Origin of the sequence: Clostridioides sp. ZZV14-6154 (assembly GCF_020657785.1) — a bacterium.
GTDB lineage: Bacteria > Bacillota > Clostridia > Peptostreptococcales > Peptostreptococcaceae > Clostridioides.
The window spans coordinates 872,802-888,591 of the sequence record NZ_JAGWCY010000001.1 but is presented as its reverse complement, the minus strand read 5'-3'; the positions used below and the strand labels follow the sequence as shown (position 1 = coordinate 888,591).

Here is a 15,790-nt window from a genome sequence, read left to right as displayed (position 1 = left end):
TAATTATTTTATAGAATTAAATCTAATTAGAAACAGCTTACTATTTTATCTACACTTATGTAGTCAAGCAATTTTCTCATTTTTTTACGATGAAGCAAAAACTTAGAATATGTGTCTTCTGATTGTTTTGGATCACCGTAAACTTTCCAATATTTAATCATAGAAACTTCACAGTTACTATATCCCATAAATCCAATCACATCTTTAAGGGGATATCCTAAAAAAATACCTATTTCATCAGGAAAAGTATCAGTTTTAAGTTTTTCAACTAGATGCTCTAAATAAGCATTTACATTAGTATTTTGTTTGTATCCTAAAAACTTCAAAAAATTTACTGTTTTTTTACATTTTAATCTTTCTGACAATGCAGTTTTATTTACAAATAATATTTTTAATCCTTTTTTTTCTTTATCAATAGCTATAAAATCTATCTTTTTACACTTATATAAATATTTGTAAATATCACTAATTTTTTCCTTTCTATTTACGTCAGTAAATGAAATATTTATTATTTCAGCAGGTTTAGAGCCTAAAAAAACTGGACCTAAAACTTCTAAAAGCCATTTTATATATGATGATTCAATTTTATTCTTACAACAAAATTGTGAATTGCAACAATGCATAAAAGATAACCTCCTTCAAATGAAAACTAATATCAATTAATTAAATTATACTATGAATGATAATCAATATCAATAATAAAATTATATTTTTTTATTTAATTACTTATCTATTATAATTTCCCAAAAAATAAATTATAAATTGTTTAATTTTAGTAAATAAAAAATAAAAATATAGAAATACTAAATGTAAGAAAGAGAATTATTAAAACTTTTTGTAATATAAAACATCTAGGAGGGTAATAAAAATGAAATTAAAAAGAACTTTATTTGTAGGACTTGCGTTAGTATTAGCTATAGGTATGACAGCATGTACTAAAAAAACTGAACAACCAGATGAAAATGCAGGAAAAAATCCAAACGAATCAGTAAATAACAATGAAGGCTATATGAATTATTATTCAACAAGCTATAATGATTATATAGCAGGTTTAAATAGATATTCTATTTATGATACTCCAGAAAGTATAAATAATCAGTTTAAGGATAAAGAATATCCAGGAAATGAAAAATATTTAAGTGATGTAAAGGCAGCATATAAAGACAGTAGAGATAAAATACAATCATTTGTAGATTCTCTTAAAAAAGATGGTAAAACAGAAGATGCTGAATTAAAGAAAATGAATGATGAATTAATAACTGAAGGTGAAAGATTAGTAAAGGATATAGATTCTAGACTAGCAAAATTAGATAAAGTATCTAACGAAGATATGAAAAAAGGTCAAAATGACTTTATGAAATTAGTTCATGGAACAGAAGATGTTGGAAATGATATAGGTAGTGGTTTTAGAAAAATGATAAAAGATATGAATGATAGATTAGGAATAACAGGAAACAATAAAAAATAGTTATTTATCTTTAATTAGGAATAATAAAAAATAAAAATTTTAAATAAATTTATTGACAAATATTATTAATAAATATATTATATATAACATAGCAACAAATGATAATCGAATTAAATTAAATAACGTCTTATCAAGAGTGGTGGAGGGACTGGCCCTTTGAAACCCGGCAACCAGTATATTTTATATACATTGGTGCTAAATCCTGCAACTGATATAGTTGATAGATGAGTATAAATAGCTTTTTAAGCCTGAGTTTATACTCAGGCTTTTATTTTGTTAGATACAAATTTAAAATACATAAATAAAAATAAACATACAAATTGAGCAGAATATGTGGGGAGGAAATTTTATGGTTAGCATAAAAAATGTTAATAAGTATTATGGAAAGACTCAAGTACTTAAAGATGTAAGTATTGAGATAGAATCTGGAGAAATCTTTGGGATAATAGGTCATAGTGGTGCTGGAAAATCAACACTACTTAGATGCATAAATGGGCTAGAAGAATATCAAGAAGGTAGTGTGCTTGTATCTGATAAGGAAGTAAAGTCATTAAATGAAAAGCAAATGAGGGATTTAAGAAAAGAGTTAGGAATGATTTTTCAACACTTTTCATTACTTGAAAGAAAAACAGTATTTGATAATGTAGCATTACCTTTAGAGTGTTTTGGATATACAAAGGCAGAAATTAAAAAAAGAGTTTTAGAGTTACTAGAAGTGGTTGGTATATCTGAAAAGAAAAATGATAAACCAAGAAACTTAAGTGGTGGTCAAAAACAGAGAGTTGCAATTGCTAGAGCTTTAGCACTAAACCCACAAGTACTTCTTTGTGATGAAGCAACTTCAGCACTAGACCCAAATACTACAAAATCAATTCTTTCATTACTTGAAGATATAAACAAAAACCTAGGAATAACAATAATAGTTGTAACTCATCAAATGGAAGTTATAAAACAAATTTGCGGAAGAGTGGCAATAATGGAAAATGGAGAGGTATTAGAAGTAGGAGATACAGAAGAAATTTTCTTGAGAAATACTAAGGGACTTAGAAAATTAATAGGTGAAGAAAGTATAATTTTACCAAAAGGAACAAATATAAAAATACTATTCCCTAAAGACATTTCTAATGATGCTATTATTACAACAATGGCAAGAGAGTTAAACATAGATGTATCTATAATATTTGGGAAATTAGAACAATTTAAAGAGGATATTTTAGGTTCACTTATTATAAATGTTTCAGATAAAAGCGGAGAGAAAGTAAAACAGTATCTTACAGATAAGGACATAAGATGGGAGGAAATGATAAATGAATAGTCTAATTGATTTTTTAACAACACTATTTCCAAATGCATTACTACAAACTTTATATATGGTCATAGTACCAACTGTAGTGGCAACAATATTAGGATTTATACTAGCAATTATATTAGTAGTGACAAAACCAGATGGATTAAAACCAAATAGCACGATTAATAGTGCACTAGGATTTATAGTAAACATATTTAGAAGTTTCCCGTTTATGATACTTATAGTTGCAATGATTCCAATAACAAGATTAATTGTTGGAACAAGTATAGGAGAAACTGCTGCAATAGTACCAATAACTATTGGTGCAGCACCATTTATCGCTAGGATTATAGAAAGTTCATTAAATGAAGTTGATAAGGGACTAATAGAAGCTGCCAAATCTTTTGGGGCTACAAAAAAACAAATAGTATTTAAAGTTATGATAAAAGAAGCAATGCCTTCAATTGTATCTGGAATTACATTGTCAGTAATTTCTATACTTGGTTATACAGCTATGGCAGGTGCAGTAGGAGCTGGTGGACTAGGTAATATAGCACTTATTTATGGATACCAAAGATTTGATACAGCAGTAATGGTTTATACAGTAATAGCACTTGTAATACTAGTTCAAATAATACAAGGTTTAGGAAATCTAGCGTATAAGAAACTAAAATAATTTAATCAATAAAACATTTTTAAAGGGGGAGTAAAAAATGAAATTAAAAAAATTATTATCAGTAGCATTAGTGTCAGCAATAGCAATATCAGCAGTAGGATGTTCAAACAAAGAGGATAAAAAAATATTAGTAGGGGCATCATCAAATCCACATGCAAAAATATTGGAAGTTGCAAAACCTTTATTAAAAGAAAAAGGATATGATTTAGAAGTAAAGATATTTGATGATTATGTGCTTCCAAATACAGCCTTAGATGAAGGTTCTTTGGATGCTAACTTCTTTCAACATATTCCATTTCTAGAGGAGACTGTTAAGGAAAAAGGATATAAACTTACTTATACATCTAAAGTTCATATAGAGCCAATGGGATTCTATTCAGAAAAAGTTAAATCATTAGATGAAGTAAAAGATGGAGCAGTTATAGCTGTACCAAATGATGCGACTAATGGAGCTAGAGCACTTAAATTATTAGCAAAACATAAATTAATAGAAGTAAAAGATGGCGAACTTATAACTAAAAAAGATATAACTAAAAATCCTAAAAATATACAAATAAAAGAAATGAATGCAGAACAATTACCAACAGTATTAAAAGATGTTGATGGAGCAGTAATAAATTCTAATTATGCTTTAACAGCTAATTTAAATCCTACTAAAGATGCAATAGTAATAGAATCAAGTGATTCTCCATATGTAAATATAATTGCTTGTAGAGAAGATAATAAGGATAGTGATAAGATTAAAGCTTTATCAGAAGCTATGAATAGTAAAGAAGTTAAAAAGTTTATACAAGATGAATATAAAGGAAGTATCGTTCCAGCTTTTTAAATTAAATATACAAAATCTATAAAATGAGTAAAATTTTAAAAACTTTACTCATTTTTTTTTATAACTAGAAAGTGACAAATTTTTTGGGAGAATTGTGGTAACATATTTATAGATAAAACTATATAAAAATGAAGAAGTGGTGGGGAATATGGAATCTAAGGGAACTTTAAGGAAGAATAAGGTCTATATATTGGCTAATGGGTTATTTTTAATTATTGCACTTTTGAATATAAATTTGTATACAGTTTCCATAAATATGTATAGGATAATTTTACTTTGGATATTTGGATATTCTATAGTTTATATAACTAGTTTTGAAAAAGATGAATTTATAAATATACTAAAATTAGGATGCCTTGTATTAGTTTTTGTGGGGATTTTAGGCATAGCAGAATTAGAGATTCAAAAATTCCAAGTTATGATACTCAATTTAAGTATAATTAATATATCTACATTTATATACTTAACAATTTCTAAAATAAAAAAACTGAGAATAAGTCATTTGTTGATTTTCAACAGTACTTTTGTAATAGTAGATTATTTTCTACGAAGTATTTTTAATAACTTTTATTTGAATATGATTATTATGTCAATTAATATTGTCATATCTTTGTTCAATTTATTGTTTGTATTAAACAAAATCAATAGTGAAGCTGAACATTATAGCTTAATAAAAAATTTATCATACTTTGCTTTATTTGCAACTATTATAGGTTTTATAACAACTTGTCAAATTAGTATAGTAGATACAGATAGATTAATAGGAGTAGTGTATTTATTGTTATGTAATCATACTTACTATGTGTATGTATACAGTCTAAGTAATAGAATAGTATATCCATATTATGAATTAAATTCAATAAATAAGAAGTTAAGTAAAAAGTCAGAACAATTAAGTAAGATAAATCTAGCAATAGAAAAGGATATGACTATACAGAAAACATTAAAAAATTACATAGATGAAAGAAAAGAGTTATTAAGACAAGCACTTGATACTATACCAAATGTATGGATAATAACAGATTATGATTTTAATATAAGTTATACAAATAATGCATTTAAAGATGAATTTTCAAAGGACATGAAAAACTTTTATCACATATTAAATTTTATAAAAGAAGATGAGTGTGTAGCTGAAAAGCTAAAAAAATTTGATAAGGATATAAGTATAATTGATAAACAAGTAGAGCTAAATAATAAAATATATTTGCTAAGTTTAAGTAATAATGAAGAAGAAAGTAATTATTTAATAAGCTTAAATAATATTACAAATGAAATAAAAATGGATAAAGAGATAAGGGCTATAAATAAAGATTATGAAAATATAATATTAAATATACCCTCTCCTATACTTGTAAGAAGTGCAGAAGGTGGTATAAAGAAGAATAAAGTAATAAGCATAAATAAAAAATATGAAAAGAGTTTTAAATGTACATCAAAAGAGCTAGTTAATATGACATTAGAAAAATATTTTGAAACTTTTAACATAGATTTCTTTGATAATAGAGACTTTAAAAGATTAAATCTAACAAAAGAAAAGAAAGCTGAAATAGTAAGTTATAATGATACAGCAAATTGTATAGTTAATTTTGTAATGTCTGATTCAGATGGTGAAGAACATGTTGAAGAAGTGAGAGTTGGAGATTATTGGTCAAATAATAAATTATTTAAGTTACTTACATTTAGAGATATAACCAAAGAAATAAATATACTTAGAACAGTAAATGAACAAAAAATAATATATGAAAAATTATTAGATGCTATACCAGAGGCTATTTTTCTTGAAGATTTAAGTACATCAAGAGTACTTTATACAAATAGAGCTTTTAGAGAATTATTTGGAATATCAAGTGATGTACTAGGAGTAACAACACAAAAATATAGAAATATCTTAGTAAAAAAATACATAAACAATTTAAATATAGGTGAAAGAGAAAAAAGTATTCATATAGTAAATGAAAACAATCATATTAAAGAAGTAAATATGATATCAAGAACCTTATACTTTGGACAAAAGAGAAGTAGAGTGAGAATCATTAAAGATTTAAGTGTACAAAGAGAGTCTGAGAGACTTAAAAAAGCATTAATAAAACAAAGACAGTATGACCAGATGAAGATGGAGTTCTATGCTAATATATCTCATGAACTCAAGACTCCTTTAAATAATATCTATAGCTCAGTTCAGCTTATCGAGAATCTTTATAAAAAAAGCAAGATAATTGACTGTCAAGATATATTAAGAGAACACATAAAAATAACTAAACAAAACATGTTTAGATTATTAAGATTAATAGATAATATAATAAATATTTCTCAAGTTAAATCAGAAATATATAAGATTAAAGCAGTTAACTTTGATATTATCGATATAACAGAAAGAATAGTTACATCCATTAGCAGTTATGCAAAATCTAAGGGAATCGACTTAGTTTTTGATACAAATGAGGAAACTATGAGAGTAGGTCTTGACCCAGAATCTATAGAAAGGATAATATTGAATATATTATCAAATGCTATAAAGTTTACTTTAGAAGATGGAGAAATACTTGTAGGAATATATAAAGAAGGTGAAAATGTAGAAATACTTATAAAAGATACTGGAATAGGTATAGAAAAGGAAAAATTAAATGACATATTTAATAGATTTAAACAAATTGAAAATAGTGGTATATCAAATGAATTCGGCAGTGGAATAGGATTGTGTCTTGCAAAATCGTTAATTGAAATTCAAAATGGAGAAATTTATATAGATAGTAAATTAGGAGAAGGAACAGAGGTGAAAATCATATTCCCAATTAAAGAAGTAGTTGAAGAAGTCTATGATAAATCAAATTACAATGATAATATTGAAAAATTCGAGATAGAATTTTTTGATATATATAAGTAGTAAATATTGAAATCCATTATTTTATATATTAATATACAATTAAAAGCAGACTAATTTTACTTATAATTTTAGCTGTATTTAACTGACTATAAATAAACTTTATGAGGTGAAATTTTGGAAAAGGATTTTTTTAGGAAAAATGGAATTGATTTAGCTAAATCTATATTAGGTAAATATTTAATAAGAAAGTATGAAAACAAAACAATTGTTACCAAGATAGTAGAGACAGAGGCATACATGGGTATAAATGACAAAGGTGCACATGTATATGGTGATAAAAGAACTGAGAGAACTAAGCCTCTGTATTTAGATGGTGGACATATATATGTTTATTTAATTTATGGTATGTACAATTGTCTAAATCTATCAGCGAATATAGAAAATGTACCAGAGTGTGTGTTGATAAGAGGTGTCGAACCAATAACTTCTTTAGATGAGATATCTATAAATAGATATAATAAATTGTATGATAATTTGAGTAAGTATCAAATAAAAAATATTACTAATGGACCAGGAAAACTTTGTAAGGCTTTAAAAATAGATAGAAGCTTAAATAGTAAGAGTATAATGGGTGAAGAATTATATATAAGTGACTTTTATTATGATAATGAAGGAAAAAAGGTATTTAGTGAAGGTGAATTGGATATAAAAACTAGTAAACGTATAAATATAGATTATGCAGAAGAAGCAAAAGATTTTTTATGGCGTTTTTATATAGAATAAGTACTGATATCAATAAGATATATATTTATAAAAATTATTTTTTATAAATATATATCTTATTTTTTACAGAATTTTTATTTTAGTATAAATAAATTTATAGAGCAGAAGATGTATTTTTAGTAGATTTTTATAATTATTTTCAATTGTTTTGTTTATACAAACAAAGATATATTTCAACAAAATAAGTATGATAATATTATACTATAAAATAAATGAATATTAACTTTTGGACGCATTTTATTAAGAATAGTCGTGTTTATACATAAAGTTAGTTTATTTTATATTAAACACATTATTTATTACAACGAATAATTATTTATAAAAAATAGAAAAATTTTGACAAAAAAAGAAAGTATCTTTAGAATAGAGATATATTTAAAATCGTATGATTGAGGTTATAAGATGATTTCATATGCTTTGTTATGAAAATTATTGTTAGACAGAAAAATTAAAAATGGAATTTAAAAAGATGATAAATATTTTGATAACGATTGCTAAATTAGGAAATAACAAGGCTGTATCTGTATAAACATTAGAAAAATATGTATAGTTTTGGACTATAAAATATAAGATGTTGTATAAATAAAAAAAGGCATTGAATAGATACTATTAAATTGTAAAATTATGTTATAATTATTATAAAGGATGTAAGAATCTGTAGAAATAGCAATATAATAAGCTTAATTTTTAATAGTTAAATTCAAATAAACTATATAATGCAATGTACACAAATTAAAGATAGTAATCTGATAAAAATTATACTAATAAGATTTATATATTATGAACTATATAAATAATAAAGCAAATTATATGAATAACTTAAGTTTTATAATATAAAAAAAGTAATCATAATCAGATATATTAAAAAATAGAAAAATAATTAATAACTTTTGCTAAATTAGGTAGAGATATATACAATAATAAATTATAAATAATGATAAATGTGTAGACAAAAGAAAGTGAATAAATTATATTTATACTAATAAAGTTTTTTTGAGGTGAAATATTATAGATATAATAGCCTATATTTATATTCTTATATTTATATTATGAAAAAATTAAAATTATTTAGGGGTGATGGTTTTGAATAAGGACATAGGAGCAAAAATAAAGCAACTTAGAACTCAAAAACAAATGACACTGAAAGATATGAGTGAGAAAACAAACTTATCAATTGGATTTTTGTCACAACTTGAAAGAGGATTAACAAGTGTGGCAACAGATTCATTGGGTAAAATAGCAAATGTATTGGATGTAGATTTGACTTACTTTTTTATGAAACCAAAGGAGCATAAGAGACCTGTATTAAGAAGTTATGAAAAAGAAGTTTTTGATGTAGAAAATTCAACATTTATACATTATCATTTATCATCTAATTTAAAAGAAAAAACTATGTTACCAAGATTAATTGAAATTCTTCCAAGTAAAAGTAGTGAAGAAATTTGTTGCTATGTACATAGTGGTGAAGAATTTGTATATGTTTTAGAGGGCACTCTTACAGTGTTTTTGGGTGATGAGCAAATTGAAATGTATCCAGGTGATACAATACACTACAATAGTGAAAAGAACAATCACAATTGGGTTAACTATACTAATAAGATGGTAAGAATTTTAGTGGTAAGTATACCAAATCCATTTGAAAATTCTGATACAGTTAAAGAAGCTTAAAATTTAGTTATTACCTATTTAAGGAGGAGTATTACAGTGAAAAAAATTGGATTTATAGGTGCAGGAAATATGGCCAGTGCTATGATAGGTGGTATAGTAAATTCAAAATTAGTTGAACCTAATATGGTAACAGCATCAGCATATACTCAAGGAACTCTTGATAGAATACATGCAAATTTTGGTATAAATACTACAAAAGATTCAAAAGAGGTTACTAGAACTTCTGATATAGTAATTGTAGCTGTTAAGCCAGACATATATGATGATATTTTAGAAGAGATAAAAGATTTTGTAGATGATAGTAAAATTATAGTTACAATAGCAGCAGGAAAATCTATAAAAGATATAGAGGCAATTATAGGTGAAAATAAAAAAATAGTTAGAACTATGCCTAATACTCCTGCACTTGTAAATGAGGCTATGTCTTCAATATCTATAAATAAAAATATAAAAGATGAAGACTTAGAAGCAGTGGTAGAAGTATTTAGTTCTTTTGGAAACACTGAAGTCGTACCAGAATATCTTATAGAAGCAGTGATTGGAGCGAGTGGTTCTGCACCAGCCTATGTGTTTTTGTTTATAGAAGCTATTGCAGATGCAGCAGTAATTGCAGGAATGCCAAGACAACAAGCATATAAATTTGCAGCACAAGCAGTTATGGGTTCTGCAAAAATGGTACTTGAAACAGGAAAACATCCTGGTGAACTAAAAGATATGGTATGCTCACCTGGAGGGACTACTATAGAAGCAGTTAAAGTCCTTGAAGAGGAAGGTTTTAGAGCATCTGTTATAAAAGCTATATGTGCATGTATAGAAAAATCTCAAAAAATGAGTGAGTAATAAGAATTTATTGGAAATAAAAAGAATTGCCTTTTATAGAAAATTTCTATGTTAGGCAATTCTTTTTTTACTTAATTTTTAAAATAAGCCTGAAAGCCAATTTTTTATTTTTTCAAAGAAACCAACTGAGTCGTCAGTATTGGATTGATTTTCAGAATTATTAGTTGTGTTATTTTCACCTGATTGAGAGTTACCATTATTTTCACTATTATTTTCTGAATTATTTGTATTGCTATTATCATTAGAGTTAGTATTATCTTGTGGATCTATTTGAACACCATCTGTAGAGTTTATCACAGCATTTGAGCCAAGAGACTCATCATTAGTGTTATTTAAGATTCCTAGATCTTTTTTATCTCCTCCTGAGAATAAACCAGAGAACCAATCTCCTATTCCACTAAACCATCCACCTATAGTATCTAGTATTCCAGAGCCCTTAACACTTTCACCTAATTTTTTTAATTGTTCATTTACATTATTTGATACATTGTCTAATGTATTTTTCATGTTGTTGTAATCATAATCCTGGTCAGCTATTTTTTTCATTACACCTTGAATTTGCTCTTTTTGTTCTGGTGTAATAGTAATATTGTAATTATTTACAACATTATTTATTGTGTTGGCTATTTGATTAGTATCCTTTGTACCATTTTTTACAATTTCTGTTTTTATATCATTCATTACACCAGTTGCTTTTTCTTGACCTATATCATCTCCTAAATCACCTGTAACTACTAACTCTTCAGAAGCAATTTCCTTTTTTGTTTCGTCAAGTTTTTTTCCTGATGCATCTTCAAATGCTTTCATAATTCCTGTCAATGCACCAGTACCACTTACAGGATATGGAGCAGCAGCAATAACATTTGCATTTTCAAGACCAGCTGTTGTAAGTGTTGAAGCAATCATTGAGCTAGTTACCCAAGTTAAATTTGCTGTTTTAACATTAATGCCATTGCCTTTTGTTGTAGGCTCAACATATGAGCAAGAAATAGTAACTTTACCAAGTTGGCTCTCTGTTGCAACACCTTGTAAATATTGTCTTTCTTCTGCATTTGTTACATCTAAAACTAAGACTTGGTCTTTTTTAACTCCAAAATAATTAAGCATTTGTTGCTTTTGAGACTCTGATAAGTTAGCTCCAAGTGTAACGACATTTGTACCATCTGCATAAGCAAGGTTTAAACTTCCAAACACAAGCATAGTAGATATAATAATAGAGCTAATTTGTTTTTTAAACTTCATAATAATCCTCCTAGATTTAACATACATTACATTTTCAATATATATTTTATCAATATATTGAATAAAAATATGTGCTACATTTCTATTATACTAAATATAAACTATTTTTTAAATCAATGCGATTACAAGTTTGTAATAAAAAAGGTAATATAAGGTAAATAATAAAAAAATAATTTTTATAAGAGATTGAAAAAACAATTAATGTAGTATACTATAATATAGAAATGATTATGATAATGTTATAGAATCGGAAGGAGAAAAAATAAATGTCAAAAGAATTAGTAAAAGATAGAGTAATAAAATATTTAATAGAAGATTTATTAGTACCTCAGGATATGATTGATACAAATGTTGAATTAGCAGAATTTGAAGAAGGTGCAGAGGGAACTTTAGATATTATTGTAAATGTTAAAGATGATGAGGATTATTACGCTCCAGTAATGATAGTACAGTGTTTAGATGAAGATGTAGAATTAGAAGGGGAAGTTTTACAAAAACAAATAGAATTTCTAGAAGAAGTAGATAACATAACTATGTCAGGTAGATTGGTTTTAACTAATGGTGATGCTATGATGTATGCTGATTGGAGAGGCGAAGAGTATGATACTGAGGCAGCACTTCCAACTTATGACATAATGGTAAAAGAGTTTAATGAGATGGAACAACAAGTTAAAGCTTTAGAAGAAGAACATCATCATCACGATGAAAATTGTGGATGTGGATGCAATCATCATGAAAAGTAAATAACAAGCATATATATATAAAAAGACTGTTTAATTAACAGTCTTTTTTTAGACATATATCAATTTAAAAACTTAGGATATAACAATATATAATAAAATAAATTATATATATAAGAAGGATATTAGGGTTAGAAGTAGAATAATATTATAGGTATAGTTTTTATAACTTTGTATACATAATATACAAAACAACTTATTTGAAGAAGAGGATATTATGTAATTGCAGATTATGTAGTTTTAAATTATTTATTTTTGTTTTAGCAAATTCTATGAATAGAAGGGGTTTGATTATGGATACTAAAAAAGAAAATAATTATGAAAATTATATTTGTGTGGGTTCATCAAATGTATCAAATGCGATGAAAATGTATTTAAAGGAAATTGAGGAATACAAAATGTTGTCAGCGGGAGAAGAGGTAGAGCTGGCAAAGGAAATAATCAACTCATCTTCAGTAGCAAAGGAAAAGTTTATAAATTCAAATTATAGGTTGGTAGTGAGCATAGCAAAAAGATATAAAAGAGATAGTATTGATATGCTAGATTTAATTCAAGCGGGAAATATAGGACTTATAAAAGCAGTAGAGAAGTACGATTATAAAAAAGGATACAAATTTAGCACTTATGCCACATGGTGGATAAAACAAAGCATAACAAGATATATTGATGATTGCGAAAATACTATTAGAATACCTATACATCTTCACCAAAGAATAAATTTTGTAAAGAAAAAGAAACAAGAACTTTTAAATGTATTATTAAGAGAACCAACTGTAGATGAGATTGCAGATGCTTGTGGTCTTGAGGTTGAGAAAGTATTGGAATTATTAAAACGAGATAAAAATGTTGTATCTTTGGATACACCATTAAAAGAAGATGAAGATAGTAGTTTAGTTGAATTTATACCATCAGATGCTGATTTTAAAGATGTTGTAATGTATGAAGTGGAACAACATAATTTAAAAGAAAAAATAGAAGAATTACTTACAGGTCTTGGAGAACAAGAACAGCAGGTTTTGAGAATGAGATTTGGCATTGATGATGATGACCCTAAGACATTAGAACAGATTGGAAAAGTGTTTGGAGTTACTAGAGAAAGAATAAGACAAATAGAAGCTAAAGCAATAAGAAAATTAAGACATCCAAGTAAATTAAAACAATTAAAGCATTTTTATTAATATTTTAAAGCTAATATAAAAGAAAGTAGGAGAAAGATTCTCCTGCTTTTATTTTTTCTTTTGTTATACTTACGCATAGTCAATAATGGTTTTTCAATAGGAAAACATGAAGTTAATAAAATAAAAATTACTTCTACATTACTTTAACTTGTAGAAAAGTTGAGTTTTTACTAGCTTAGTGACGATTATTAATAATCATATTGATATATTTTCTTTAAAATGCACTTATATATTTCTGTTAAGTATTCTTCATTGAGGAGAATACTTTTTTAAATTTTCTTTAAATGAATAGTTATTTAGTAAAAGTGATTAAAATTTTTCAAAATAGATAAAATATGTTAAAATATAACTTAAAAATGATTATATATTTTCCTTATGTGGAGATTATTAAGTTATAAGAAATGAATAAAATGAAATTTGAATATATAACCAATATAAGTGTTTTTGTTTTACCAAGATTAGAAAATAATAACTCCATTTCTGTGAGCTCAATTAAATTTATACTATTAGATTTAAATTGTAATTATAGAAAATGTTGTAGAAATAAAAAACATGAAGGTAATATTATTTATGATATATTAAAAAATAAACAACTACTATTATCTTTGTAAAATGTAGGAATAATATATTAAATTATATATAATAGGCTGGCTTTTACTGAACTAAAAGAAGTGTGTTAGAAGTGGAGTGATAAAATGAGCAAGGTAGCTAAAGCAACTTTTTACTTGATGATAGTTACTGTAATATCTAAGATTCTTGGCATGGGTAGAGAATTAGTTTTATCGTCAATTTATGGAACAGGTTTGTATACAGAAAGTTATTTGACAGCTATGAATATACCAAATATTATATTTGCAGCAATAGGAACTGCTATAGTTACTACTTTTATACCAATGTATCAAGATATAAGTAGTAAACAAGGTGAAAAACAAGCAGTAAAATTTTTAAACAATGTTTTAAATATAATAGTTGGTATATGCATAATTGTAGCTATACTGGGTGTGATTTTTTCAAAACAACTTGTGAGTATATTTGCTATAGGATTTGAAGGCGAAAGATTTGAGCTTACTGTAAAATTTACTAAAGTACTTATAACAGGAATAATATTTATAGGTATCACTAGTGTTATGTCAGCATTTTTACAAATAAAAGAAAATTTTATTATAGTTGGATTTGGTAGTATCCCCTATAATATAGTAATAATTATTTCAATAATGATAAGTACCGTATTTGGACCATATGTACTTCCAGTTGGTGCTGTAGTTGCTATGATAGTTCAGCTACTTTTTTACCTGTTTTTTGTTAAAAAAACAGATTACAAATATTCATTTTACTTAGACTTTAAAGATGATAGTCTTATAAAATTGCTGGCATTACTTTCACCAGTGTTTATAGGTGTTGCTGTTAATCAAGTAAACTCATTAGTTGATACAACTTTAGCATCTACATTAGTTAAAGGTAGCATACCAGCACTTACTTATGCAGATAGGCTAAATGGTTTTGTTACAGGGACATTTACAGCCTCAATAGTGTCTGTTATGTATCCCATGCTGTCGAAATTAAGTGCAGAGAATAATCAAAAAAAATTTACAAGTTCAGTTAAATCTAGTGTCAATATGATAATAATTTCTATGATTCCTATTTCAGTTGGGTCTATTGTTTTTGCAAATCCAGTTGTTAGAATTATATTTGAAAGAGGAGCTTTTGATGCTAGAGCAACTCAAATGACAGCAACTGCTTTAGTTTTCTATGCAGTTGGAATGACTGCATTCGGACTTAGAGATATATTAGGTAAAGTTTTTTATTCATTACAAGATACAAAAACACCTATGGTAAATGGTATTATATCTGTTTGTGTAAATATAGTGCTAGATTTAATTTTAATAAAACCTATGGCTCATGGTGGTCTTGCTCTTGCAACTAGTTCATCATCAATTGCATGTATATTGTTACTTTTCCTAAATTTAAGAAGGAAAGTAGGTTATTTTGGACAAGATAAGATAATAAAAGCAACCTTAAAATCATTAGTAGCATCAGTTATTATGGGAATTTTATCATATTTTACGTATAAATTTATATTTGGACTTTTAGGAGTAGGTAGACTTAACGAATTAGTATCATTAACCATTTCAGTAATAGTTGGAGGTGGAATTTATACATTACTAATGACCATTTTTAAAGTTGAAGAAGTTGATATGATATTAAATATTGCCAAAAGAAAGTTACACTTAAAAAACTAGTTTAACTATAT

At 26.2% G+C, this 15,790-nt stretch carries 13 protein-coding genes and 1 riboswitch; of the genes, 11 read left to right on the top strand and 2 right to left on the bottom strand.

What is annotated here, in order from left to right; genetic code table 11:
- Positions 1–26: 26 nt before the first annotated feature.
- Positions 27–623 (bottom strand): DUF3793 family protein, encoded by a 597-nt coding sequence (locus KGF45_RS04410; RefSeq protein WP_227841908.1) that lies wholly within the window; start codon positions 621–623, stop codon positions 27–29.
- Between the two features lie 245 nt (positions 624–868).
- Between KGF45_RS04410 and KGF45_RS04405 the strand changes: the two genes are divergently transcribed.
- The 8 genes from KGF45_RS04405 (at position 869) to proC (ending at position 10,379) form a co-directional block, all read left to right on the top strand.
- Entirely contained in the window at positions 869–1,468 is a 600-nt protein-coding gene (locus tag KGF45_RS04405; protein WP_227841907.1) for a hypothetical protein, read from the top strand.
- A 124-nt stretch (positions 1,469–1,592) separates the two neighbouring features.
- Positions 1,593–1,699, top strand: a riboswitch (SAM riboswitch).
- A 118-nt stretch (positions 1,700–1,817) separates the two neighbouring features.
- Positions 1,818–2,783, top strand: a complete 966-nt coding sequence (locus KGF45_RS04400) for a methionine ABC transporter ATP-binding protein (RefSeq protein WP_227827353.1) — start codon at positions 1,818–1,820, stop codon at positions 2,781–2,783.
- On the top strand, positions 2,776–3,432 hold the full coding sequence (locus KGF45_RS04395; protein WP_227432857.1) for a methionine ABC transporter permease: 657 nt from the start codon (positions 2,776–2,778) through the stop codon (positions 3,430–3,432). Before KGF45_RS04400 ends, KGF45_RS04395 begins: the two co-directional genes overlap by 8 nt.
- Positions 3,433–3,469: 37 nt before the next feature.
- Positions 3,470–4,261: a MetQ/NlpA family ABC transporter substrate-binding protein gene (locus tag KGF45_RS04390; RefSeq protein WP_227827354.1), complete on the top strand. Its 792-nt coding sequence runs from the start codon at positions 3,470–3,472 to the stop codon at positions 4,259–4,261.
- A gap of 148 nt (positions 4,262–4,409) precedes the next feature.
- The gene (locus tag KGF45_RS04385) at positions 4,410–7,148 is read left to right on the top strand and encodes a PAS domain-containing sensor histidine kinase (protein ID WP_227841906.1); all 2,739 of its coding nucleotides are present in this window, start codon (positions 4,410–4,412) and stop codon (positions 7,146–7,148) included.
- Between the two features lie 114 nt (positions 7,149–7,262).
- A complete protein-coding gene (locus KGF45_RS04380; protein WP_227840998.1) occupies positions 7,263–7,871 on the top strand; it encodes a DNA-3-methyladenine glycosylase in 609 nt (202 codons plus the stop codon).
- 1,077 nt (positions 7,872–8,948) lie between these two features.
- The gene (locus KGF45_RS04375) at positions 8,949–9,539 is read left to right on the top strand and encodes a helix-turn-helix domain-containing protein (protein ID WP_413840640.1); all 591 of its coding nucleotides are present in this window, start codon (positions 8,949–8,951) and stop codon (positions 9,537–9,539) included.
- Between the two features lie 36 nt (positions 9,540–9,575).
- Positions 9,576–10,379: a pyrroline-5-carboxylate reductase gene (gene proC / locus KGF45_RS04370; protein ID WP_227827357.1), complete on the top strand. Its 804-nt coding sequence runs from the start codon at positions 9,576–9,578 to the stop codon at positions 10,377–10,379.
- Between the two features lie 78 nt (positions 10,380–10,457).
- On the opposite strand, the gene KGF45_RS04365 is transcribed toward proC, so the two are convergent.
- Positions 10,458–11,621 (bottom strand): DUF1002 domain-containing protein, encoded by a 1,164-nt coding sequence (locus KGF45_RS04365; RefSeq protein ID WP_227841465.1) that lies wholly within the window; start codon positions 11,619–11,621, stop codon positions 10,458–10,460.
- Positions 11,622–11,887: 266 nt separating this feature from the next.
- Between KGF45_RS04365 and KGF45_RS04360 the strand changes: the two genes are divergently transcribed.
- The 3 genes from KGF45_RS04360 to murJ all read left to right on the top strand — a co-directional run bounded on the left by KGF45_RS04360 (position 11,888) and on the right by murJ (position 15,779).
- Positions 11,888–12,364 carry a type I restriction enzyme HsdR N-terminal domain-containing protein gene (locus KGF45_RS04360; protein WP_227841905.1) on the top strand — a complete coding sequence of 159 codons (477 nt, stop codon included), beginning with the start codon at positions 11,888–11,890 and terminating at the stop codon, positions 12,362–12,364.
- Between the two features lie 290 nt (positions 12,365–12,654).
- Positions 12,655–13,539, top strand: a complete 885-nt coding sequence (locus KGF45_RS04355) for an RNA polymerase sigma factor RpoD/SigA (protein ID WP_227841904.1) — start codon at positions 12,655–12,657, stop codon at positions 13,537–13,539.
- A 695-nt stretch (positions 13,540–14,234) separates the two neighbouring features.
- The gene (gene murJ, locus KGF45_RS04350) at positions 14,235–15,779 is read left to right on the top strand and encodes a murein biosynthesis integral membrane protein MurJ (protein ID WP_227827360.1); all 1,545 of its coding nucleotides are present in this window, start codon (positions 14,235–14,237) and stop codon (positions 15,777–15,779) included.
- Positions 15,780–15,790 lie beyond the last annotated feature (11 nt).

What these genes read in the sequence shown, in the direction of transcription:
- KGF45_RS04410 (WP_227841908.1), bottom strand. Translation starts at nt 623, where the DNA reads ATGCATTGTTGCAATTCACAATTTTGTTGTAAGAATAAAATTGAATCA.
- KGF45_RS04405 (WP_227841907.1), top strand. Translation starts at nt 869, where the DNA reads ATGAAATTAAAAAGAACTTTATTTGTAGGACTTGCGTTAGTATTAGCT.
- KGF45_RS04400 (WP_227827353.1), top strand. Translation starts at nt 1,818, where the DNA reads ATGGTTAGCATAAAAAATGTTAATAAGTATTATGGAAAGACTCAAGTA.
- KGF45_RS04395 (WP_227432857.1), top strand. Translation starts at nt 2,776, where the DNA reads ATGAATAGTCTAATTGATTTTTTAACAACACTATTTCCAAATGCATTA.
- KGF45_RS04390 (WP_227827354.1), top strand. Translation starts at nt 3,470, where the DNA reads ATGAAATTAAAAAAATTATTATCAGTAGCATTAGTGTCAGCAATAGCA.
- KGF45_RS04385 (WP_227841906.1), top strand. Translation starts at nt 4,410, where the DNA reads ATGGAATCTAAGGGAACTTTAAGGAAGAATAAGGTCTATATATTGGCT.
- KGF45_RS04375 (WP_413840640.1), top strand. Translation starts at nt 8,949, where the DNA reads ATGGTTTTGAATAAGGACATAGGAGCAAAAATAAAGCAACTTAGAACT.
- KGF45_RS04365 (WP_227841465.1), bottom strand. Translation starts at nt 11,621, where the DNA reads ATGAAGTTTAAAAAACAAATTAGCTCTATTATTATATCTACTATGCTT.
- KGF45_RS04360 (WP_227841905.1), top strand. Translation starts at nt 11,888, where the DNA reads ATGTCAAAAGAATTAGTAAAAGATAGAGTAATAAAATATTTAATAGAA.
- KGF45_RS04355 (WP_227841904.1), top strand. Translation starts at nt 12,655, where the DNA reads ATGGATACTAAAAAAGAAAATAATTATGAAAATTATATTTGTGTGGGT.
- murJ (WP_227827360.1), top strand. Translation starts at nt 14,235, where the DNA reads ATGAGCAAGGTAGCTAAAGCAACTTTTTACTTGATGATAGTTACTGTA.